The 22647-nt window shown below is 64.5% G+C and carries 22 protein-coding genes, 1 tRNA gene and 1 other annotated feature; of the genes, 17 read left to right on the top strand and 6 right to left on the bottom strand.

Annotated features, from left to right (window positions below):
• Nucleotides 1–3: 3 nt before the first annotated feature.
• A complete protein-coding gene (locus I6L33_RS09580) occupies nt 4–603 on the bottom strand; it encodes an HAD family phosphatase (protein WP_216973968.1) in 600 nt (199 codons plus the stop codon).
• 169 nt (nt 604–772) lie between these two features.
• Nucleotides 773–907, top strand: a sequence feature (Phe leader region).
• A gap of 38 nt (nt 908–945) precedes the next feature.
• Between I6L33_RS09580 and pheA the strand changes: the two genes are divergently transcribed.
• Complete coding sequence (gene pheA, locus I6L33_RS09575) at nt 946–2118, top strand: prephenate dehydratase (RefSeq protein WP_216973967.1); 1173 nt, start codon at nt 946–948, stop codon at nt 2116–2118.
• 106 nt (nt 2119–2224) lie between these two features.
• Here pheA and I6L33_RS09570 read toward each other — a convergent pair whose 3' ends face one another.
• Both I6L33_RS09570 and I6L33_RS09565 read right to left on the bottom strand, forming a co-directional pair.
• Nucleotides 2225–2653: an LPP20 family lipoprotein gene (locus I6L33_RS09570; RefSeq protein WP_005303718.1), complete on the bottom strand. Its 429-nt coding sequence runs from the start codon at nt 2651–2653 to the stop codon at nt 2225–2227.
• 15 nt (nt 2654–2668) lie between these two features.
• Nucleotides 2669–3289 (bottom strand): FlgO family outer membrane protein, encoded by a 621-nt coding sequence (locus tag I6L33_RS09565; protein WP_005303721.1) that lies wholly within the window; start codon nt 3287–3289, stop codon nt 2669–2671.
• A 195-nt stretch (nt 3290–3484) separates the two neighbouring features.
• Between I6L33_RS09565 and I6L33_RS09560 the strand changes: the two genes are divergently transcribed.
• Together I6L33_RS09560 and I6L33_RS09555 are read left to right on the top strand one after the other, a co-directional pair.
• A complete protein-coding gene (locus I6L33_RS09560) occupies nt 3485–4639 on the top strand; it encodes a flagellar assembly protein FlgT (protein WP_010634842.1) in 1155 nt (384 codons plus the stop codon).
• A gap of 50 nt (nt 4640–4689) precedes the next feature.
• Nucleotides 4690–4766 (top strand) — tRNA-Arg (locus I6L33_RS09555).
• Between the two features lie 117 nt (nt 4767–4883).
• On the opposite strand, the gene I6L33_RS09550 is transcribed toward I6L33_RS09555, so the two are convergent.
• Nucleotides 4884–5684: a DeoR/GlpR family DNA-binding transcription regulator gene (locus I6L33_RS09550; protein WP_017763931.1), complete on the bottom strand. Its 801-nt coding sequence runs from the start codon at nt 5682–5684 to the stop codon at nt 4884–4886.
• Nucleotides 5685–5939: 255 nt separating this feature from the next.
• On the opposite strand from I6L33_RS09550, the gene ltnD reads away from it, so the two are divergent.
• From ltnD to I6L33_RS09500, 10 genes are all read left to right on the top strand, one after another.
• Complete coding sequence (ltnD, locus tag I6L33_RS09545) at nt 5940–6848, top strand: L-threonate dehydrogenase (RefSeq protein ID WP_216973966.1); 909 nt, start codon at nt 5940–5942, stop codon at nt 6846–6848.
• Nucleotides 6845–8095, top strand: coding sequence for a 3-oxo-tetronate kinase (otnK, locus tag I6L33_RS09540; protein ID WP_216973965.1), 1251 nt, complete (start codon nt 6845–6847; stop codon nt 8093–8095). The genes ltnD and otnK overlap by 4 nt, the downstream gene beginning before the upstream one ends.
• On the top strand, nt 8088–8720 hold the full coding sequence (locus I6L33_RS09535) for an aldolase (RefSeq protein WP_010634854.1): 633 nt from the start codon (nt 8088–8090) through the stop codon (nt 8718–8720). The genes otnK and I6L33_RS09535 overlap by 8 nt, the downstream gene beginning before the upstream one ends.
• Nucleotides 8721–8781: 61 nt before the next feature.
• Nucleotides 8782–9555 (top strand): 2-oxo-tetronate isomerase, encoded by a 774-nt coding sequence (gene otnI / locus I6L33_RS09530; protein ID WP_216973964.1) that lies wholly within the window; start codon nt 8782–8784, stop codon nt 9553–9555.
• 35 nt (nt 9556–9590) lie between these two features.
• Entirely contained in the window at nt 9591–10535 is a 945-nt protein-coding gene (denD, locus tag I6L33_RS09525) for a D-erythronate dehydrogenase (protein WP_017779200.1), read from the top strand.
• Nucleotides 10532–12034 carry a GntP family permease gene (locus I6L33_RS09520; RefSeq protein ID WP_216973963.1) on the top strand — a complete coding sequence of 501 codons (1503 nt, stop codon included), beginning with the start codon at nt 10532–10534 and terminating at the stop codon, nt 12032–12034. Before denD ends, I6L33_RS09520 begins: the two co-directional genes overlap by 4 nt.
• Nucleotides 12035–12128: 94 nt before the next feature.
• A complete protein-coding gene (locus tag I6L33_RS09515) occupies nt 12129–13025 on the top strand; it encodes a DMT family transporter (protein ID WP_216973962.1) in 897 nt (298 codons plus the stop codon).
• A 118-nt stretch (nt 13026–13143) separates the two neighbouring features.
• Complete coding sequence (locus I6L33_RS09510) at nt 13144–15081, top strand: methyl-accepting chemotaxis protein (protein WP_095593263.1); 1938 nt, start codon at nt 13144–13146, stop codon at nt 15079–15081.
• Nucleotides 15082–15588: 507 nt separating this feature from the next.
• Nucleotides 15589–17034, top strand: a complete 1446-nt coding sequence (locus tag I6L33_RS09505) for an OprD family outer membrane porin (protein ID WP_017763925.1) — start codon at nt 15589–15591, stop codon at nt 17032–17034.
• Nucleotides 17035–17153: 119 nt separating this feature from the next.
• Complete coding sequence (locus I6L33_RS09500; RefSeq protein ID WP_216973961.1) at nt 17154–17981, top strand: SDR family oxidoreductase; 828 nt, start codon at nt 17154–17156, stop codon at nt 17979–17981.
• A 145-nt stretch (nt 17982–18126) separates the two neighbouring features.
• On the opposite strand, the gene I6L33_RS09495 is transcribed toward I6L33_RS09500, so the two are convergent.
• Nucleotides 18127–18459, bottom strand: coding sequence for a DUF1904 family protein (locus I6L33_RS09495; RefSeq protein ID WP_017779194.1), 333 nt, complete (start codon nt 18457–18459; stop codon nt 18127–18129).
• An 87-nt stretch (nt 18460–18546) separates the two neighbouring features.
• Between I6L33_RS09495 and I6L33_RS09490 the strand changes: the two genes are divergently transcribed.
• The 4 genes from I6L33_RS09490 to I6L33_RS09475 all read left to right on the top strand — a co-directional run bounded on the left by I6L33_RS09490 (nt 18547) and on the right by I6L33_RS09475 (nt 22102).
• Nucleotides 18547–19440: a TraB/GumN family protein gene (locus I6L33_RS09490; protein ID WP_054544240.1), complete on the top strand. Its 894-nt coding sequence runs from the start codon at nt 18547–18549 to the stop codon at nt 19438–19440.
• A gap of 167 nt (nt 19441–19607) precedes the next feature.
• Nucleotides 19608–19757 (top strand): DUF3149 domain-containing protein, encoded by a 150-nt coding sequence (locus I6L33_RS09485; protein ID WP_010634864.1) that lies wholly within the window; start codon nt 19608–19610, stop codon nt 19755–19757.
• Nucleotides 19758–19911: 154 nt separating this feature from the next.
• Complete coding sequence (smrA, locus tag I6L33_RS09480) at nt 19912–20490, top strand: DNA endonuclease SmrA (protein WP_216973960.1); 579 nt, start codon at nt 19912–19914, stop codon at nt 20488–20490.
• Nucleotides 20491–20623: 133 nt separating this feature from the next.
• A complete protein-coding gene (locus I6L33_RS09475; protein ID WP_216973959.1) occupies nt 20624–22102 on the top strand; it encodes a carboxypeptidase M32 in 1479 nt (492 codons plus the stop codon).
• 71 nt (nt 22103–22173) lie between these two features.
• Here I6L33_RS09475 and I6L33_RS09470 read toward each other — a convergent pair whose 3' ends face one another.
• A complete protein-coding gene (locus I6L33_RS09470) occupies nt 22174–22575 on the bottom strand; it encodes a VOC family protein (RefSeq protein ID WP_005303759.1) in 402 nt (133 codons plus the stop codon).
• Nucleotides 22576–22647 lie beyond the last annotated feature (72 nt).

The raw sequence follows: 22647 nt of genomic DNA, 5'->3' as shown, positions 1-22647 counted from the left end.
CGCTCAGGCCGGCAGGTAACCCTGTGTCACCAGCTGCTGGCGACAACTGTATGCATCGGTAAACACCAGGCCGCCGATCCCCTGCGTCTGCGCAGCTGCCACGTTGGCCGGGCTGTCATCGATGAACAGACACTGCTCGGCCCGCAAATCGAACGACACCAGCAGATAGCGGTAGATATCCGGCTCCGGCTTCATCATCCGTACCCTTGCCGACACCACCTTGCCGCTGAAGAAGCGCCAGAAATCCTGATGTTGCTCCAGCCAGTCGATGCTGGCATGGCCCATGTTGGAGAGTGCGTAGAGGGTGTGCCCCTCCCCGTGCAGTGCCTCTATCAGGCTCAGCATAGCGGGATCCGGCACAAGGGATGGCGGCACCGCCTGCAAAATGGCCAGATTCTCCGCCGTCGACAGGCCGGTTCGCGTCTGCGCCTGACGGGCCATGGTGTGCAGCGACAGGGTCCCCCGGTCCACTTCCAGCCAGTCGCCATGGTTGAACAGTTGCTCCGCCAGCTGCTCCGCCCCGTGCGGCCCCCGTACCGAGCGCACGATGCCGACCGGATCCCAGCTCACCACCACTCGTCCCAGATCGAAAATAATCGCCATTCTCACCTCCAGCTCTCTGCTTCATCACGACGGCAAGCGGGTCCATTCGACACACGCCTGCCTCCGCAGGCTCACGCCCCTACCCTGCCCCGTTCGCCACCCACGGGCAAGTTTTACTTGCATCGTACGGTCAAATCCCTTAATGCTTATGGCGTTACCTCAAGGACACACTCATGCACGCACCATTCTTTTTTGCTTTCTCGTTTATCCGGCCCTCATGAGGGAAGGCCAGTCGTCACGTGAAGCACTCGCGTAAACAGAAAGCAAAGACGAATCGAGCCTCCCCTAGCGGAGGTTTTTTTTTGCAGCCACCACAATCGATTACTTGGATAGGGAACCATCATGGCAACGCTCGACGAGATCAGACAAGACATCACCCAGTTGGATCAGGAGCTGCTCGCCCTGCTGGCCAAACGAAAGACCCTCAGCATCGAGGTCGCCCGCGCCAAGCAGGCCAACCCGCGCCCGATCCGCGATCCCCAGCGCGAGCAGGATCTGCTGGTCGCCCTGATCCAGAAAGGGCGCGGACTGGGGCTGGATGCCCAGTACATCACCCGCATCTATCACACCATCATCGAAGACTCGGTGCTCTCCCAGCAGGCCTATCTGCAGAGCCTGCTCAACCCGGAGCAGCAGGAGCCGATGACCAGCGTCGCCTATCTGGGGCCGCGCGGTTCCTATTCCAGCCTCGCCGCCCGCAAGTACCTGGCCCGCTACAAGGATCAGGTGATCGAGGTGAACTGCCAGAATTTCCGCGAGGTGCTGGACGCGGTGGAGTCGGGCCGTGCCGCCTTTGGCGTGCTGCCCATCGAGAACACCAGCTCGGGCTCCATCAACGAGGTGTACGACGTGATGCAGCACACCAGCCTCTCCATCGTCGGTGAGCTCACCTACCCCATCGAGCACTGCATCCTCACCGCCGTGCCCACCGAGCTGTCCCGCATCAAGGCCTTCTACGCCCACCCGCAGGTGTTCCAGCAGTGCTCCCATTACCTCAGCAAGCTGGAAGGGGCGCGCCACGAGATCTGCGACTCATCCTCCAGCGCCATGATGAAGGTGAAGGAACTGGCAAGCCCGGAGGCGGCGGCCATCGGCAGCGCGGCCGGCGGCGAGCTGTATGGGCTGGACGTTCTGGCCGAACAGCTGGCCAACCAGAAGGAGAACTACAGCCGCTTCATCGTGGTGGCGCGCAAGCCCATCGACGTGGCGCCGCAGATCCCGGCCAAGACCACCCTCATCATGTCCACCTCCCAGAAACCAGGCTCGCTGGTGGAGGCGCTGCTGGTGCTGCGCAACAACGAGATCAACATGACCAAGCTGGAATCCCGGCCGGTGCAGGGCAACCCGTGGGAGGAGATGTTCTACCTGGATGTCTCCGCCAACCTCAACACCCCGTCCATGCAGGCCGCGCTGATGGAGCTGACCAAGATCACCCGCTACATCAAGGTACTGGGCTGCTACCCGAGCGAAGACGTCAAGCCGACCACTGTGCCGCCGGTGCTGATGGGCGGCTGATCCACCAAGGTTGGGCCGGCCCGGGTATCTGCCGGCCGACACCGCCCATGAAAAAGGCGACCCTGCGGGGTCGCCTTTTTGTCGTCCATTCGCAGCGGACAGGCCGTCAGAACTGACCTGCCATCAGCTGATTGATGTTGTAGAGGGCGCGGGTATCGAGCTCCATCTCGGTGGCATAGGTGTTGCCACGGGGATAGGAGGCCACCACCCTGGCGCCGCGCACCATGCCCGCCACCGACACGTCCAGCGAGTTGGAGGTCTGGGTCAGGTCCTTGTAGCTGCTCTGGCCGCGCACCTGCTGGCCATTGAGCTGCTCGGCCAGCTCGCGGTAGGCATCCATCTTGGAAGCGCGAATGGCCTGCAGCATCTTCTCGGACTGGGAGGGGCCGGGCTGGATGTCGATCACCGCGTAGCCGACCGCCTTGAGTACCGGGAAATCATCCGGCTTGTTGTTGCCGCCGTAGTTGACCACCCGATTGCCGCCGCTGCACGCCGTCAGCAGCAGGGCCAGCAGGCATCCGAACAGGATTCTCATTGCGTCTACTCCTTGTCAGGGCGTCAGGTTGACCAGATGGCCGCCGGGACGCGCCTGGCTGTCACGCATCAGGTAACCGCGGTTGATTGAGGCCCGGCCAAACGAATTGTTGGCACCGAACAGGTATTTCTGCGGGATCATGCTCTGGGCCGTGGTCTCCACCATCTTGGTACGCAGGTCGATGATGCGGGCGTTGACCAGGATCCCCTTGCTGTTGCGGCTGAAGGTGCCGACCAGGATGCGGGAGATGGGCAACCGGGGAGAGAGATCCTTGTAGTTGCGGCTCAGCACGAAATCCCCCTGCGGGGTGACCTTGATGCTGCCGGTCAGCTTGAAGTCCACCACCACCTCACCACGACGGTTGAGCTCGTAGATAAAACTCTCCTCGATCTGCTGGCCCATCCAGTTGGTGTCCTGCAGGGTGTCGAGATCGACGAAGGAGGCGACCGCGATGGGCTCGGTCAGGGTGGTGAGCGACTTGCGCTCCATCAGCTGATCGGTCATGCGAGCCACCAGCCAGTTGAGTTCCATCCCCTGCGCCGCCTGGCGCGGATCACCCAGATCCCGGTTGATGGGGTCGGTGCCGCAACCGGCCAATGCCAGAGCGAGCGCCAACGCCGTGATGAGTTTGTTCATGGATACCTTTCCTGTATCTGCACCTGATTTGTTATCGGTTCGACCGGCCAAAGCTTGAGCCGGGAATGAGGCATGGATCTTGCTAAATATTCGCGGTGTGCTGTGCAACCGGCACGGCTCTGTGATCTGTATCGGCCGGCGACCTCGCTTCGACAGGGGTGAATCGCGCCGACCCGCATATTCAAGGTGTTTGTCATGAAATTACCGCTGCTGTTAACCCTGCTGCTGGCCAGTCTGTCGGCCCGGGCCGAGATCATCGAGGCGCAGGGCAGTGCCGCCATTCTGGGTGGGGACGAGGTCTACGCCCGCGAGCAGGCGACCCGCGATGCCCTGCGGCAGGCCCTGCTGGCGAGCGGCGCCGCCGTCTCCAGCATCCAGCGCCTGGAAAACGGCAGCCTGCGCTCCGAGCAGATCCAGATCCGCTCCGGCGGCGACATTCGCCAGTACCGGCTCAAGCGGGAAGAGGTGCGCAACGGCCGCATGTACATCACAGTGATGGCCGACATCCAGGCCGAGCGCCAGATCTGCCAGACCCAGCACTACGCCAAGGATTTGACGCTGGTGCGGCTGCGGCTGCGCTACCCCGAGCAGGCGAGCTACGGCGCCCTCGACGACATGCCCGCCAACCTGTCACGCCGCATGTTCGAGGCGCTGGCCAGCGCGCCGCAAGGGGTGGCCGTGCGCCAGTGGCTGGACGAAAACCTGCGCATCGATCCACTCCACCTGCAACAGGGGGATCGCAGCGCCCTCGAGGAGATCAAGGCGCTCAGCCTGCGTACCGACAGCCAGTACCTGGTGCTCGGCAGCATCGACGATCTCTCCATCGAGCCGCAGGGCAACCAGCTGACCAGCTGGTATGAAGATCCCATCCGCAACTTTCGCATGCAGCTCTATCTGTTCGACGGCATCAACGGCAGCCTGCTCGGCCGCAAGGAGTATCAGGGCCGGGCCAACTGGACCTTCGCCAAGCGGGATCAGGTAGGCAGCAGCAGCGGCCAGTTCTGGCAGTCGAGCTACGGTCAGGAGGTCAACTACCAGTTGCAGGAGGCGGTGCAGGATCTGGTGGCCCAGCTCAGCTGCGCCCCGGTTACCGCCCGGGTGGTCAGCCAGAATGAGCGTGGCCCCTACATCAATCTCGGCCGCCGCAACGGCGTCCGGCTCGGGGATCAGTTCCGCATCCAGCACGATGCCGATTTCATCGACCCCTACGGCAAGGCACGCATGCTGCGCAACCCGGCCGACGGCCTGTTCGAAGTGGTGCAGGTATTCGAGGATGGCGCCATCATCAGCAGCCAGAACAAATATTCGCCGTTTAACATCCAGATCGGCGATCTGGCAGTATTGGAATAAGAATCAAGGGTTTAAAAGGGAGCCGCTTCTTGTATAATGCCGGCCACAAGGTTCCCGTAGCTCAGCAGGATAGAGCGGTCCCCTCCTAAGGGACAGGCCACTGGTTCGACTCCAGTCGGGAACGCCATACAAAACAAGGGGTTGGCATCGTCATGATGCCAACCCCTTGCTCGTTTTTGGCCAAGGCCGCCGTTCGGCCGATGGCGAGTACGTCGGCAGCCCGTCGCCACCGACCCAGCCCGGACTAGCCTGCCAGCTCAGTGGAATAGTGTGCATCCCCTCCCAGCGGAACCAACGTGAGCCTGACACCGTGCTGGGCCAGCACCTCGCGCGCACTCTCGGGCAGTTGCCCGTCGCTGATGACCTGATCGATTGCTTCCCAGCCCACCACGTTGAAGGTACCCACCTTGCCGTATTTGGAGGAGTCGCAGATAAGTATTCGGGTCGCTGCAGCCTCCACCACGGCGCGCTTGACCGGCACCTTCTGCTCGCTGGGAGTGGAGATCCCCAGGGCATCCCAGGAGGAGGCCGACAAGAAGGCCACATCAAGGTGCAGATTGCGCAGGAAGTGGGCGGTCGCCTCGCCGGCGCAGGACTGGTTCTCCCGAATGACCTGCCCGCCGGTGTGGTAGAGGCGGCCACGGCCGTGCTCGATCAGGTAGGCGCACACCATGAAATCGTTGGTCACTATCATCAAGTCTTCCCGCGGCGCCAGCTCGCGGGCCAGCTCGAGGGAGGTGGTACCCGCATCCAGATAGACGGAGCTGCCCGCGGCCACCTGCGCCGCGGCACTGTGCGCAATGGCGAGCTTCGCCTCCTGCATCAGGCTGCGCTTGGTGGCGTGGGAGGGCTCGCTCTTGATCCGCTCGGAGAGGCTCACGCCCCCCGACACCGAGAGGACTCGCCCCTGCTCTTCGAGCTTCTGGATATCGCGCCTGATGGTCATGTGGGATACCTGCAGCCGTTCGGTCAGTTCCGTGATGCTGACGGCACCGCGCTCGGCCAGCAGGTGCAGGATCTGTTGCTGTCTCTCTACGGGGATCATGGGCAATCCGTAACGCTAAAACGAGCACCCATGTTACCCCAGCGGGATGGGAAATTTTGATAAAAAAGCAAATCAAGGCTCACAATTCACAACAAATCACATCTCAATCGCCACCAAAGTCACTCAATCGGCTCCAAATCGCTCTTAATAACAAAAATTAACACCATTGAAGTTAAATTTTGTGACACCTGCCTGATATTTCACCACCACAAGCCCCTACTATCGGTTCATTCGTTGTAATCGAGGAACTGACAGATGAGCAGACCCTATCACGTTGCCGTCATCGGCCTGGGTGCCATGGGCATGGGCGCCGCCCGCTCCTGCCTGCGGGCCGGGCTCACCACCTACGGCATCGATCTCAATGCAGAGGCGCGCAACCGGCTGCAACAGGCCGGTGCCGCCGCCGTCATGGCCGATGCCCGTCCGCTTGCCGAAACCCTGGACGCCGTCGTGCTGCTAGTGGTCAACGCCAACCAGGTGCGCAAGATCCTGTTTGGCGAGCACGGCCTCGCCGCACATCTCAAACCGGGCACCGGCATCATGATCTCCTCCACCATAGCCGCAGAAGAGGCCGCAAGCTTGGCTCGCGAGCTCGCCGCGCTGGATCTGCCGATGCTGGACGCCCCGGTCTCCGGCGGCGCCATCAAGGCCGAGGCCGGCGAGATGACGGTGATGGCCGCCGGCGCCGACGCGGCCTTCGACAAGCTGGCCCCTGTGCTCGATGCGGTGGCCGGCAAGGTCTACCGGGTCGGCAGCGAACCGGGCCAGGGCAGCACGGTCAAGATCGTTCACCAGTTGCTGGCCGGCGTGCACATCGCCGTGGCCGCTGAAGCCATGGCGCTGGCCAGCCGGGCCGGCATCTCGCTCGATCTCATGTACGACGTGGTGACCCATGCCGCCGGCAACTCCTGGATGTTCGAAAACCGCATGGCCCGGGTGCTGGCCGGCGACTACCAGGCCCGCTCGGCGGTGGACATCTTCGTCAAGGATCTCACCCTGGTGGCCGACACGGCGCGAGAGCTTCGCTTCCCGCTGCCGCTGGCGAGCACCGCCCTCAACATGTTCCTCGCCGCCAGCAACGCCGGCCACGGCAAGGAGGATGACAGCGCCGTCATCAAGATCTTCGACGGCATCACCCTGCCAGGCGCGGAGGAGGCACGATGAAACTGGGTGTGATTGCAGATGACTTTACCGGGGCCACCGACATCGCCGGTTTTCTGGTGGAAAACGGCCTCGCCACCCTCCAGCTTGCCGGCATCCCGCCGGCGGTGGATCTCAGCGGGATCGATGCCGTGGTGATCAGCCTCAAGAGCCGATCCTGCCCGGCGGGCGAAGCGGTACGCGACTCACTGGCGGCCCTCGACTGGCTCAAGGCGCGCGGCTGCCCGCGCATCTATCAGAAGTACTGCTCCACCTTCGACAGCACGGCGGCCGGCAACATAGGCCCGGTCACCGATGCCCTGCTGGCGGCACTGGAGAGCCGATTCACCCTGATCTGCCCGGCCCTGCCGGTGAACGGTCGCACCGTCTATCAGGGCAACCTGTTTGTCGGCGCCCAGCCGCTGGCCGAATCGGGCATGCGTCACCACCCCATCACCCCCATGACCGACAGCAACCTGTTGCGGCTGATGGAAGGGCAGGGTTCAGGGCGCGCCGGACTGGTGCCCTTCACCACCATAGCGCAGGGCCCTGATGCCATTGCCGACGCCTTCGAGCAGCTAACACAAGCTGGTGTGCGTTACGCCGTGGTCGACACCCTCACCGAGCAGCACCTGCTGGATATCGCCGCGGTCGCCATCGAGATGCCGCTGGTGACCGGCGGTTCCGGGCTCGCCATCGGCCTGGCCAGGTTGCTCGGCAACAGCAATCCGGCCGCCGCCCGCGCCGCGGGAAGACCGCTCGGCACCCGCGCCGTGGTGCTGTCGGGCTCCTGTTCCGAGATGACCAATCACCAGGTGGCCCGCTATCGGGAGGCGGCGCCTGCTCTCCCCCTCGACGTGGTCGCTTGCCTGACGCAAGCCGACTACCCGGCCGAGCTGGCCCGCTGGGTGCTGGATCAGCCTTCGTCACCCGCCCCCATGATCCACGCCACCACCAGCCCGGATCGGCTGGCCGAGATCCAGGCCCGCCATGGCCGCGACGCGGCGAGCGAGGCGGTGGAGCAGTGCTTTGCCCGCCTCGCCGTACTGCTGCGCGCCGCCGGCATAGACAGCTTCATCATCGCCGGCGGCGAGACCTCGAGCCGGGTCACCCAGGCCCTCGGCGTCGCCGCCTTCCACATAGGCCCGCAGATCGCCCCCGGCGTGCCCTGGGTGCGAGCCACCGACGCCCCCCTCTCGCTGGCCCTCAAATCGGGCAACTTCGGTGACGAGACCTTCTTCAGCCGGGCACAGGAGTTTTTCCATGACTGAACAGGCACTGCGCGACACCATGGTGATGCTGGGCGCATCCCTTTTCCAGCGAGGCTATGCCACCGGCGGCGCCGGCAACCTCTCCGCCAAACTGCCGGACGGCACCCTGCTCGCCACCCCGACCGGCTCCTGCCTCGGCCGGCTCGATCCTGCGCGTCTCGCCCGGGTGAGCATGAGTGGCGAGCACCTGGGGGGCGATCGCCCCTCCAAGGAGGTGGCCTTCCACCTCGCCATCTACCACAACAAGCCGGACTGCCAGGCCGTGGTGCACCTGCACTGCACTCACCTGACCGCCCTCTCCTGCCTGGAGGGGCTGGATCCGGCCAATGTGATCCGCCCCTTCACCCCCTACTACGTGATGCGGGTCGGCCAGCTGCCGCTCATTCCCTACTACAAGCCGGGGGATGCCCGCATCGCCGAGGAGCTGGGGCGCCGCGCCCCCGAAGGCAACGCCTTCCTGCTGGCCAACCACGGCCCCGTGGTGACCGGCAAGGACCTGGTGGACGCGGTCAACAACATGGAGGAGCTGGAGGAGACGGCCCGCCTCGCCCTGCTGCTGCACGGCCAGCGGATCCGCTACCTGAGCGAACCCGAGATCAACGAATTGAGGAGTCTGAAGCCATGAGCCAACTCTGGTCCGTCCCTCTGACCCGATACAAAAACAACGCATTGAGGAGCATTACATCATGAGCAAGTTTGCCGCCAACCTCACCATGCTGTTTACCGAGCTGCCGTTTCTGGAGCGCTTCGCGGCGGCCCGCGAGGCCGGCTTCGCCGCGGTGGAGTTCCTGTTCCCCTATGAGTGGCCAGCCGCCGAGCTGGGGTGCCAGTTGCAACTGCACGGCCTGACCCAGGCGCTGTTCAACATGCCGCCGGGCAACTGGGCGGCGGGGGAGCGCGGCATGGCCGCCATCCCGGGGCGGGAGGCCGAGTTTCGCGCCCATCTGCCAAGCGTGCGCGACTACGCCCTGGCACTGGGGTGCCGCAAGGTACACGCCATGAGCGGCATAGTCGACCCCGCTCATAGCCTCTCGGCCCACCGCCAGACCCTGATCGACAACATCCGCTTCGCCGCCGACTTCCTGGCCGAAGACGGCATCAAGGTACTGCTCGAGCCTCTCAACGATCGGGATGTACCCGGCTACTTCCTGGCCCACCAGCTCGACGCCCTGGCGCTGGTGCAGGAGATAGACAGGCCCAACGTGGCAGTGCAGCTCGATCTCTATCACGCCCAGATCATGGACGGAGATCTCACCCGTCTCATCGGCAAGCTGGGCCCGGCCATCGGCCACGTCCAGATCGCCTCGGTGCCGGATCGCCACGAACCGGACGAGGGGGAGATCGCCTACCCGCACCTGTTCAAGGTGCTGGAGCAGGCGGGCTACCACGACTGGATCGGCTGTGAATACAACCCCAGAGGCAACACCCGGCAAGGCTTGACCTGGCTGGCACAACAATAACGACCCTACACACGAACGAGTCTGAGGATAGCAAGATGCAGATCATCATCACCGGCGGAGGCGGCTTTCTGGGACAGAAGCTGGCCCGCGCCCTGTTGCACAGTTCCTTACCCTTCAGCGAGCTGCTGCTGGTGGACATTCAGGAGCCACCAGCCCTGGCCGACCCGCGAGTGCGCTGCCTGCAGGCGGATCTGACCGCCCCCGGGGTGGCCGAGTCCCTCATCAGCGAACGCACCGCCGTGGTCTATCACCTCGCCGCCATCGTCAGCAGCCACGCGGAGCAGGACTTCGATCTCGGCTGGCAGGTCAATCTGGACACCACCCGCAGTCTGCTGGAAGCATGCCGTCACGCCCGCCCAGGCATCCGCTTCGTGTTCACCAGCTCGCTGGCCGTCTACGGCGGCCCGCTGCCCGAGCTGGTGAACGACGGCACGGCGCTGACCCCCACCTCCTCCTACGGTGCCCAGAAGGCGATGGGGGAGCTATTGGTCAACGACTACAGCCGCAAGGGTTACGTCGACGGCCTGGCGCTGCGCCTGCCAACCATCTGCGTGCGACCGGGCAAGCCGAACCGCGCCGCCTCGTCGTTTGTCAGCAGCATCATCCGCGAGCCGCTGCAAGGAGAGAACGCCCTCTGCCCGGTGAACCCGGAGCTGCGCCTCTGGCTCTCAAGCCCCGCCACCGTGGTGGCCAACTTCCTGCTGGCCGCCACCCTGCCAAGGGGGGATGCCCGCAGCATCAACCTGCCCGGCATCAGCATCACCGTCGGCGAGATGCTGACGGCGCTGACCCAGGCGGGCGGCCAGGCGGCGCGGGATCGGGTGCAGTTTGCCGCCGACCCGGCCATCGAGCGCATCGTGGCCAGCTGGCCGGGACGCATCGACAACCAGCGTGCCACCGCCCTCGGTTTCATGGCAGACAGGACGTTTGCCGAGATCATCGACAGCTTCATCACCCATGACATGCAGGAGGCATCATGAGCGACATCCCAACCCCCATCATAGGTCTCATCATCGCCGTCTTCGTGCTGGTGTTTCTGGTCATCCGCACCCGGGTGCACGCGCTGATCGCCATGCTGGCGGCGGCCTGCATCGCCGGGATCACAGGTGGCATGAGCATCGACAAGACCCTCACCGTCATCACCCAGGGCTTTGGCTCCACCCTCGGCAGCATCGGCATCGTCATCGGCCTGGGGGTCATGATGGGTCGCCTGCTGGAGGTGTCCGGCGCCGCCGAGCAGATCGCCTACAGCTTCATCAAGTGGCTTGGCAAGCGGCGTGAAGAGTGGGCGCTGGCCATCACCGGCTACATCGTCAGCATCCCCATCTTCGTAGACTCCGCCTTCGTCATTCTCTATCCGGTGGCCAAGGCACTGGCGAAAAGCGGCAAGCGCTCCCTGCTCACCCTGGGGGTGGCGCTGGCGGGCGGTCTGGTGGTGACTCACCACACTGTGCCGCCGACCCCGGGCCCGCTCGGTGTGGCCGGCCTGTTTGGGGTGGACATAGGCGCCATGCTGCTGATGGGCATGGCCCTGGCCATCCCCTGCGTGGTGGGCATCGTCTTCTACGCCCAGTGGCTCGACAAGAAGTACCCCGAGTTTGCCCAGCAGGTACAAAAGACCCCGGACGAGCTGCAGGTCACCTATGAGCAGTACCTCAAGGAGAAGGAGGGCAAGACCCTGCCGAGCCTGACCCTGTCGCTGCTGCCGATCCTGGTGCCCATCGTGCTCATCTTCCTCAAGGCCATCTTCACCACCCTCGCCACCCTGGAGGGGATGGACGGCCTGATGGCGAACCCGCTGGTGCAGGGCATCAACTTCATCGGCACCCCCATCATAGCGCTGGCCATCAGCGTGCTGCTGGCGGTCTACACCCTGGTGCCGCACATGGACAAGCACGCCACCGCCGCCCGCCTCGAGGAGGGGCTGCAATCCGCCGGCATCATACTGCTGGTGACCGGGGCCGGCGGGGCGCTGGGGGCCGTGCTGCGCGACAGCGGCGCGGGCCAGCAGTTGGCCGAGCAGATTGCCCTGCTGCCCATCTCCCCCATCCTGATCCCCTTCATCGTGGCGACCCTGGTGCGCCTCATTCAGGGATCCGGCACCGTGGCCATGGTGACGGCGGCCTCCATCTCGGCCCCCATCCTGGCGCAAATCCCCGGGGTCAACATGCTGCTGGCCGCCCAGGCCGCCACCATGGGGTCGCTCTTCTTCGGCTACTTCAACGACAGCCTGTTCTGGGTGGTCAACCGCATGATGGGGATCTCGGACGTGAAACAGCAGATGATCGTCTGGTCCATCCCGACCACCATCGCCTGGGCCATCGGCGGTACCGGCGTCGCCCTGCTCAACCTGCTGTTCGGCTCCGGCGGCACCTGGCTGGATCCCTTGCTGCCCCTGCTGGTGCTGGCGCTCATCATCTGGGGCGTGCGTCGCCAGCAGTTGCCCGCCATCAGCAGCGCGGTGACCGACAGCAAATAATCGCACTGCCACACCACCGGGGTATGGCCACCAGGGAGGGCCGGTCTGCTAGACTGGCCCTCTTTTTGTTCATTCATCTGCAAAGGAGTGTCGGATGTCTGCTGCTTCGTGGTGGGACAAGTCCACCGGGCTGGCGCTGCTGACCATAGTGCTGTGGGCCTCGCTGGCGGCGCTCACCTCCCGGGTCACCAGCGTGTCGCCGCTGGTGCTGGTGGGGCTGGTGCTGTTTTTCTGCGGGGTGGGAGCCCTGCCGTTCTGGCGTCAGTGGCGGGCTCGTCCGGTCAACTGGCTGGTGACCATCAGCGCCCTGCTGCTCTACCACCTGCTGCTGTTCATGAGCTTTCGCCACGCCCCCGTGCTGGAGGCGAACCTCATCAACTACCTCTGGCCGCTGTTCATCATTCTGTTCACCCCCTTGCTGCTGCCGGGTCACCCGCTGCACGGCCGTCACCTGCTGGCCGGCGCCCTGGGTCTGGCCGGCTCGGTACTGGTGATGGTGAACGGCGAGCTGCAGCTGCAACAGGCCTATCTGCCGGGCTATCTGCTGGCACTGGGGGCCGCCATCGTCTGGGGTGCCTACTCGGTGCTGTCGCGCCGGCTCCCGCCGGCCCCGGCGGTGATGACGGCGGCGGCCTGCCTGCCAGCCGGGTTGCTGGCGCTGTTGCTGGCCCGGCTGCTGGAGGGACCGCTGCCGGTGGCTCAAATTCCGGCCGGTGACTGGGGCCTCATCATAGGGTTGGCACTCGGTCCCATGGGGGCGGCGTTCGTCACCTGGTATCTGGCGCTGCGAGACGGGGATCCGCGCCGGATCGGAGCGCTGGCCTATCTGACGCCGCTGCTGAGCACCATGCTGCTGGTGCTGCTCAACGGCGAGCAGCTGACCCCCCGCCACCTGCTGGCCGGCGCCCTTATCATGGGTGGCGCCCTGCTCGGCATGCTGGGCAAGCCCCCTGCCCGCCAGCAGCAGGAGGCCCCTGCCCTGCGGCCGTAAGCCAGCCCTCTCGACAGTCAGTCCGGGCCGCCGGGTTGACTGTCATAAAAGCGCCATCTCTGCTGCTTAAGCTCACGCCGACGCCCATCGCCGTGGTTCAACAAGCAGGAATGCTGCCGTGAAAATTGCCCATTACGCCTCCCTCTCTTCTCTCGCTCTGCTGCTGGTCGCCGCCGTGCAGGTCGCTGCCCTCTGGCACGGCTGGCAACAGCTGAACCAGGCCGAGCAGGCCCAGCACCAGCACGAACGGCTGCAGCAGCGGCTCACCGGTACCCTGCAGGGCACCCTGCGCGACTACCTCGCCAGCGGCGATCCGCTGCGGCTGACCGAGGCCGAAGGGGTGCGCAAGCAGGCGCTCGCCCAGCTCTCCCAACAGAATGGGGCGCTCACTGCCCCGCTGCGCACCCTGCTCGAGCAGATGGGAGCGCGCATCGACAGCGACTATCTGGCGGCGGGCAAGCTCTCCGGCAACAGCCAGTGGCTGCTGCAAAATGCCGAGAACGAGCTGACCGATCAGGCCAGGGCGCTGCTGCGATACGGTCAGCAAGGGGCGACGGGGAGCGACCCGGCCAGTGCCGAGCGCTATCGCCAGCTGGCAGGCGACCTGCTGGCGGCCCTGCCGGCGCTCGCTCACCTGCGCCAGAACTACATGGAGCAGGCCAGCCCCAAGCTGCTGGAAGGGTTGCAATTCGAGCTGGCGGCCCTGCAAAAACAGGCCGAGCAGCTGGCGGCCCTGCCGAGTCTGGCGCTTTTCGAGGCGCCTCCCGCCGACGAGTTCACCCTGGGGGAGCCGGAGCGCAAGGAACTGGGGGATCTCCCCAAGGCCGAGCTGATCTCGCTGCTCAAGCGCTACCCGCAGGAGCTGGAGAACAGCCGCAAGGCGCTGCAACAGCAGCAGCAGGCACGCCAGGCGGTGCAGCAGGACATTGACCAGATGCTGCAGGCCACCGGCCAGATGGGCAGCGAACTGGCCGCCGCCCGCCAGGCGGTCAACCAGCGGCTGGCCGCCATCCTCGGCAGCCTGGCGCTCTGTCTGGTGCTGGTCGCCCTGCTGTTTGCGCTGGTGCAGCGCCGCTGGCTGGTCAGGCCGCTGCTACGCCTGCGCGCGGCCTTCCTGCAGCTCGACGAGACCGGGCAGGCCGAGACCCTGCCAGAGGGGCGCGAGCGCAACGAGCTGGCCGACATCGTCGCCAGCTACAACCGCCTCATCCTGCGCCTGCAACAGGATCAGCAGCAGAAAGAGGGCCAGCTGTCGGCGGTGTCGCAAAGCCTGCAGGGAATGGTCAACCAGGTGCAGGAGATCCATCACAGCACCCGCACCACGGAGCAGGCGGTGGACGAGAGCGATCTGATGATGAGCGAGCTGAACCAGCTGGCCGGCGAGGTACACCAGGTGGCCGCCGAGATAGCGCAGCACGCCCAGCACAACGAGCACTCCATGAGCCAGAGCGAGCAGCTGGTGGGGGGCATGTTGCAGGCCACCGCCCAGACCGGGCTCGCCATCGACGAGAGCGGTGGCGCCCTGGCCCAGCTCAAGCGCTCGGTGGAAGATGTGACCGCCATCGTCGATGTGATTGGTCACATCTCCCAGCAGACCAATCTGCTGGCGCTCAATGCGGCCATCGAGGCGGCCCGGGCCGGGGAACAGGGGCGCGGTTTCGCGGTGGTGGCCGACGAAGTGCGCCACCTCTCCGCCGATACCCAGCGCTCCCTCGGCCAGATCACCGAGATCCTGACCAGACTGACCCAGGCGGGGGATCAGCTCGGCACAGTACTGGCGCGGATCACCGCAGAGGCCGCCGCCCAGCGTCAACAGGCGGAGCAGCTGCGCCAGACCACCCAGGCGGTGCGGGAGATGGCGCGCAGCACGGCGGTCATCGCCCTGCAGGGGGCCGACAACGCCAAGAGCCAGGAGCACAAGCTGGCCAGTTTTGCCGATCTCATCGGCCGCATCAGCCAGCACGCCCGCCAGGGCAGCCGCCTCTCGGTGCAGGTGTCGGAGCACATCCACCACCAGGCCAGCCAGATCCCGCGCATCCTCGGCCACCAGGCCTGAGCCGCGCCGGTTCAGCCGGCGCCCCCAACCCGGCCCCTGCCATCGCGCAGGGGTTTATCTTTTTTTGTGGCACAAAATTATCTGTTATCCGCAGGTTAACGAGGAAAGATCCCTCTGCACAGTGCGATCCGTCCGGATCGGCCGGCAATTTCATCTGAAAACGTTGTCATCGCCGTTATGAGCGGGCTGGAAGTGTCCACAACGAGCGTCATGATTATTTGCACTCGGTCATATTTTTGAAACTTGGTGGGAACTTTCCATTGATATTTCGCACCGCGAACGTACTCTTGAGCTGTCCGATAGCCAAGTATCGGAACACAAAAAAACAAAATATGTGATGAACAGAACTGCACCCACCGCAGATGTGCCAAGACGTCGCGGCCGCAGCCGACATACTCGAACTTTTTGCCCTTCGGGGTCTTGATTGCAATGCCAATACCGAGCGGCGGGCACCTGCCTGACTGCCGGACAAAAAAGCTAAGTCCATAAAATCAGGAGCAATACAAAATGGAAAAAGTGATCTTCAAACGTGCCGCATTGAGCGCAGCCGTCGTTGCTGCCATGCTCGCCCCCGGTATGGTGTTGGCTGCCGACGAAGCAGGTCCCGCCTATGCAGCCGCCGCCAGCAAATTCTATGAAGAAGGCAAACTCAACGGTGGCCTCTTCTACTTCCAGCGTGATCGTCAGCGTATCGACGGCGACCCCACTGCCAAGAACAAAGAAGGCAAGTACCAGTCCAACCTGAGCCACGCCACCACCCAGGCCTCCCTGAACTTCAACTCCGGCTACGCCTGGGACGTGGTGGGTATCGATGTGGGCGGTTTCGGTGCCTATGACCTGGCCGTGACCGAGAACCACCCGGTCAACCAGGAGAACGAATTCTCCTTCGCCGGCAACAAATGGGGCGAAAACTACAAGGACGGTTCCCCGGAAGGCGGCTTCAGCCTGGCCAACGCCTCGCTGAAATTCAAGGCGCTGGACGGTGCCCTCACCGCCAAGGGCGGCCTGACCCAACTCTACGTACCGGGCGTGATCGGCGTGAACTGGTCCTATCAGCCGGGTACCTACCGTGGTGGCCAGATCGAGGGTAACTTCGGTGGCCTCTACCTGACCTACGCCATCGCCGACGAGTACAAATCTCCCTGGTACAAGGAGACCCAGAAGTTCTCCCGCGCCAAGGCATGGATGGATCCGTTCGCCGATGAAAACGTCATCGACTACATCCAGGGTGTAGCGGCGCGTTACACCTTCGAAAACGGCACCTCCATTACCGGTTCTTACGGTAACTCCGAAAACTACATGGACAGCTACCACTTCAAGCTGGCCCACAAGTTTGACGTGCTGGGCGGCCTCTCCACCAGCTACCAGTTCTACGGCTCCGACACCGAGACCTATCAGAAGGGCGGTGCCGACATCGAGACTTACGACGGCCTGGCATGGCAGCAAGCGCTGACCGCCGCCTGGGGCATGGGCCCGTACGGCTTCCGTCTGGAAGGTCTGTGGACCAAGGCCGAGGGTAACGAAGGCAACTACCTGCCCCGTCTGACCCGTGGCTACGGCAACTCCCAGGGCGCGAACGAGATCTGGTGGGACTCCCGCTCCGACTGGAACGCCAACAACGAAAAAGCGCTGTTCTTCGGCGTGACCCGCTCCCTGGATGACCTGGTGGGCGCACCTGGCTGGTCCGTCGGTGTCTCCGGTGCCTACGGCTGGGATATCCAGAAAGGCGACGGCACCAAGGCCACCAACGGTGAAGATACCGAATGGGCAGCCAACTTCGACGTCATGTACACAGTGCAGGATGGCAAGCTGAAGGGCACCCTGTTCAAGCTGCACTACACCGATTACAACAACGACATCAGCCAGGGCGGCGGTTGGACCGAATACCCCAACATCTTCGCCTCCGAGAAAGACGTCAAGTTCCACATCATCATGCCGTTCACCATCCTGTAAGCAGGTGGTTGAAGTTAGCAAACCGGGCCGATTGGCCCGGTTTTCTTTTTTCTGATCAGCGGGTTAACATGCAAAGCCGCAGGCGCTTCTGCCTGCCCCGTCACCACAAGGATGCGACCATGTCCCGCTTCGTTCTGATCACCGGCTGTTCCAGCGGCATCGGCCTGGCCGCCGCCAAGGCGCTCGGCCAGCACGGCTACACCGTCATCGCCTCCGCCCGCAAGGCCGAGGACGTGACGCAGCTGCGCCAGCTGGGTTTGCTGGCGGTCGAGCTGGATCTGGCCAACGAGGCCAGCATAGAGAGGGGCGCGGCCGAGGCACAGGCACTGGCCGGTGGCCGCCTGTATGGCCTGTTCAACAACGGCGCCTACGGCCAGCCCGGCGCGCTGGAGGATCTGCCCACCCAGGCGCTGCGCGAGCAGTTCGACACCAACCTGTTCGGTTGGCACCACCTCATTCGCCAGTTGCTGCCGGCCATGCTGGCGGCCGGCGAGGGGCGCATCGTGCAGAACAGCTCAGTGCTGGGGCTGGTGGCCATGAAGTATCGCGGCGCCTACAACGCCAGCAAGTTCGCGCTGGAAGGGTATACCGATACCCTGCGCCTGGAGCTGGCAGGCAGCGGCGTGCAGATCAGCCTGATCGAGCCGGGCCCCATCGACACCCGCTTTCGGGCCAATGCCCGCGCCGCCTTCCTGCGCCACATAGATCCCGCAACCAGCCGCCATCAGGCCGCCTACCAGCAGACCCTGAGCCGGCTGGAGCGCGAAGGGGGTGCCCGCGGTTTTACCCTGCCAAGCGAAGCCTGCATCGCACCGCTGTTGCACGCACTCGGCAGCCCGCGCCCAAAACACCGCTACCCGGTCACCTTACCGACCCGGCTGTTCGGGGTGCTGCGCCGCCTGTTGCCAAGCCGCCTGCTCGACCGGATCCTCGCCAAGTCGGCCTGACGGCAACCGCTTCGCCCCCCCGGCACGCCCGCACACTACTGGCAACCAGAGGCGACGACGAGCATCGTCGCCTCTCGTCTCATCTCCACCAACCGGCATCAGAGTGGCTTGAATCAGCCAAGCCGCCACCCCTGGCCGTCCCCGCTCAGTAGTGCTGGCCGTTGCTGTAATAGCAGCTCTTGACGATGGGCAGCACCTGCACCACCACATAGGTCTGCTCCCCCAGCACAGCTTTCAGGTGGCGGGTGATCAGCGCCGCGGCCGCGTCCTGCAACTCCTGCGGGCGTTCGAACCAGACCAGCTCGACAAACGGAAAGCCGGCCTCGCGCTCCCCCTCGCGCACCCAGTGACTGTCGATGCACTCCAGGGTGACGAACTCAGGTTTGCCCCCGGTGAGGGCGCAGAGATCCGCCAGCAGAGGGGCGCTTATCTGCTTGAGGGTGTCGACGGAGACGGCCCGAAAACGAAGGTGGGGCATGGGAAAACCTCTTGGCTGTGACAAATGAGGACTTATCATAGGGGTTATTGTGACGAAGAGAAGCCATCCGCTGACATAAGGTGCCCAATGAGACTCCATCGCCTGCTGCTCCCCTTCCTGCTCTGCTTGCTGCTGCCGCTGAGCGCCTTTGCCGACCCCGCCTTCTATAAGGTCAGCAAGGGCGATCAGCAGCACTGGCTGCTGGGCTCCATCCACGCGGGCAAGCCCTCGCTCTATCCGCTGCCCGACCCCATCGAGCGGGCCTGGCTGCAGAGCCGCGCCCTGGTGCTGGAGGTCGATCTGACCCACATCAGCCAGCAGCAGTGGCAGGAGATGGGGGCCATCACCCGGCTGGTGGACGGCAAGACCCTCAAGGAGCACATACCGCTCGACCTCTACCGGCGTACCATCATCGCCGCCGGCCAGAACGGCCTGACCGAGAACATGCTGGCCCCGCTGCGCCCCTGGTTCGCCGCCATCACCCTCACCCAGGCGGCGCTGGAGCGCACCGATTTTCGCAGCGCGCTCGGGGTGGATCAGCACTTCGCCAAACAGGCCACCGACGGCGGCAAGCCCATCATCGGCTTCGAGACCCTGCTCGAGCAGCTCGGCTACCTCGCCAGCGTCGGTGACAACCAGACCCTGATGCTGGAGAGCACCCTGGACGAACTGCCCGAGCTCGAGCGCGGCTTTGGCGAGGTGATGAAGGCGTGGGAAGAGGGGGACGAGGCGACCCTCATCAACCTGCTCAAATCGGAGATGGCACCGCCCAAACTGCAGGCCTGGCTGGAACAGACCCTGCTGGCGGAGCGCAACCACAACTGGCTGAAGAAGTGGTCCACCCTGCCCAACGAGAGTTTCATCGTGGTAGGGGCGCTGCATCTTTACGGCGACCAAGGGCTGCTCGCCCTGCTGGAGCAGCAGGGCTGGCGCATCACCCCGCTCACCGAGCCAGGCCCGCGCAAGCCTGCCCGCCAATAGGCGCCGACGGGGCCACACCGGCCCCGTCAGGGTCTTGAACTGGGAGGAGGCTCACAGATCCGGCTGCCGATTAAATAACCACAAGGGGACTTGATCGAGATCATCTCTTTGCTCCCAAAGAGGTATCTATCATGCCTGTCATCAATGGGATGACAGGAGTGCACGAGATGGATTTTTGGATGAACCTGATGTTCGGCAACAGCGTGGGACTGATGTCCATGTTGGTGATTATCGGTACCTTCCTGCTGATCAGTTCCTACGCGGCTTATTTCATCTACAAGGTGATGAACGCCAAGCCGCCGAAAGAGGGCCAATAAGCCTGCGTCAGGCGATCCCCGATCGCCTGATCCCGCCCTCACCTCCCCCTTTGCTCAGGGTCTGAGCAGACCCGCGCCACTGCCGCGCCCGCCACTTTCAGATCCGCCCCCGCCCGCTATAATGGCCGCTCATTCCACCTGCGGGGAGCCTGCCGTGTCTCAAAACGACGAACTCTCACTGTTTCGTAATGAAGTGGCCGATGTGCGCCCCATTCGCAACGACCATGTCCGCCTCCAGACGGCCAGCAGCCCGACCGACGCCCAGCTGGCGCGGCGCCAGGCCGCCACCGCCGAACAACTCGCCCTGGATCACCTCAGCATGGAAGCGGTCGAGATGCTCGACCCCCACGCCATCGTCGGCTTCAAGCGCGACGGGGTGCAGGAGGGGGTCTACAAGAAGCTGCGGCTCGGCAAGTACGAGCTGCAGGCGAGCCTGGATCTGCACCAGAAGACCCTGAACGAAGCGCGCCAGAGCCTGGTGCAGTTCATTGCGGATTGCGAGCTGCACGACATCCGTTGCCTGCTGATCCTGCACGGCAAGGGAGAGCGCAGCACGCCGCGCGCCCTGCTGAAGAGCTATGTCAGCGCCTGGTTGCCGCAACTGCCGGCGGTGATGGCCATGCACAGCGCCGAGCGTCGTCACGGCGGCGGTGGTGCCCTCTACGTGCTGCTACGCAAGAGCGAGCGTAAGAAGGCGGAGAACCGCGAACGCCACCAGAAGCGGCTCGGCTAGCCAGCGCCCGTCATCTGGTCAGTCATCCTAAGCCAGGGTGGTAAAACGCACGAGGGCAGTGTTAGCATCGATCGGCCCCGAGCATGCCAGGTACGGGGTGCACGCCATCAGGGACGATAACAAGGACAATCCCATGTCATATCAGAAACTTGAACAACATCAGCAGCAGCTGCACCGGCTCTCCCACCTCTCGGCCATCTGTGGCTGGGATCAGGCCGCCATGATGCCGGAGGGGGGCAACGAAGCCCGCGCCGAGGCCATGGCCGAACTGGGACTGCTGATCCACCACAAGCGCACCGCCCCCGAACTGGGCGACTGGATTGCCAAGGCCGAGAGCGAGCCGCTGGACGAGATCCAGCGTGCCAACCTGCGCGAAATCAAGCGCCACTGGCAGGATGCAAGCCTGCTGCCCGGGGATCTCGTGGAGGCGCTGTCGCTCGCCGGCAGCAAGTGCGAGCACGCCTGGCGCCGCCAGCGCAAGGAGAACGACTGGGCGGGCTTTGCCCCCAACCTCACCGAGGTGGTGACGCTCTCGCGCAAGGTGGCTCGCCTGCGTGCCGACGCGCTGGGGGTACGCCCCTACGATGCCATGCTGGCGCTCTATGAGCCGGGCATGACCAGCGCCCGGCTCGACGAGATCTTCGGCGATCTGACCGGCTGGCTGCCCTCCCTCATCCAACAAGTGAGTGAGCAGCAAAAGAGCGAAACCATCCTGATCCCGCAAGGCCCCTTCCCCATCGCCGCCCAGCAGGCGCTCGGCCAGCAGGTGATGGGGCTGCTCGGCTTCGATTTTGCCCATGGCCGGCTCGATGTGAGCAGCCACCCGTTCTGCGGCGGGGTGCCGACCGACGTGCGCATCACCACCCGCTACAACGAGCAGGAGTTCGTCTCCAGCCTGATGGGTATCGTCCACGAAACCGGCCACGCCCGTTACGAGCAAGGCTTGCCGCGCCAGTTGCTGGGCCAGCCGGTGGCCGAGGCGCGCTCCATGGGCATTCACGAGAGCCAGAGCCTGTTCTGCGAGATGCAGCTCGGCCATGATCCCGCCTTCCTGGCGCTGCTGGCGCCGCACATTCGCGCCCACTTCGGCGAGCAGGCGGCGTTGGCACCGGCAAACCTGGCCAAGCTCTACAACCGGGTCGAGCCCGGCTTTATCCGGGTCGATGCGGACGAGGTGACCTACCCGGCCCACGTCATCCTGCGCTACGAGCTGGAGCGCGACCTTATCGAGGGGCGCATCGAGGTGGCAGACATCCCCGCGCTGTGGGACACCAAGATGCAGCAGTGGCTGGGGCTCTCCACCCAGGGTAACTACCAGAATGGCTGCATGCAGGACATTCACTGGACCGACGGCTCGTTCGGCTACTTCCCGAGCTACACGCTCGGCGCCATGTACGCGGCGCAGCTGCGCTTCGCGCTCGAGCGGGAGCTCGGCAGCATGGGCGAGCTGATCGCGGCGGGCCGCCTGCCGGAGATCTTCGCCTGGCTGGGTCGCCACATCTGGTCCCAGGGCAGCCGCTACAGCACCGACGAGCTGGTCAGCCGCGCCACTGGCGAGGCGCTGAATCCGCACTGGCTGCGCAAACACCTCGAGCAGCGCTATCTGAAATAAGGGGCCGGCTCGCCCGCCAGCTGATAACAAACGGGGCCTCGCGGCCCCGTTTTTCATGGCGGCGTGGCGCCTCAGCGCCCGTCCGGCACGCCAATAAACTCGCGCAGCTGCAAGATGTTGCCCTCGGGGTCAAACGCATTGCGCACCACGAAGCCTGGGCCTGACCACTGCTGCGGCAGCAGGCCGCCACCGAGATCGGCCGCTTTCGCCTCCGCCCAGGCGAGGCTAGGCACGGTGAAAAACAGCTTGATAGCGCCCTGCTCGCGCAGCTGCGGCGGCGTGGTGATCACCACCTGCTCAGCATAGGGAGCGGGGATCGCGTGCAGCAACAGCTGGATGTCGGCGTTTTCTTGCACGATCAGCTCGTCACTCTGGCTGCGGATCTCCATCTGCAGCAGGGTGCGATAAAAGTGGCTCAGCAGGCCGGGATCCCTGGCGTAGATCAGGGCGCCGGCACGTGCGGGTCCTGGCATGGCTCTCTCCTCCTTGGATGTTGTCAGCCCAGATTCGCACACTTGCCCCCTCAAACCGATCTGTTTTTCATA

This window comes from Aeromonas sp. FDAARGOS 1403 (assembly GCF_019047325.1).
Classification (GTDB): domain Bacteria; phylum Pseudomonadota; class Gammaproteobacteria; order Enterobacterales; family Aeromonadaceae; genus Aeromonas; species Aeromonas dhakensis.
Note: the sequence above shows the minus strand (reverse complement) of the source record. Positions and strands in the feature narration are given on the sequence as shown.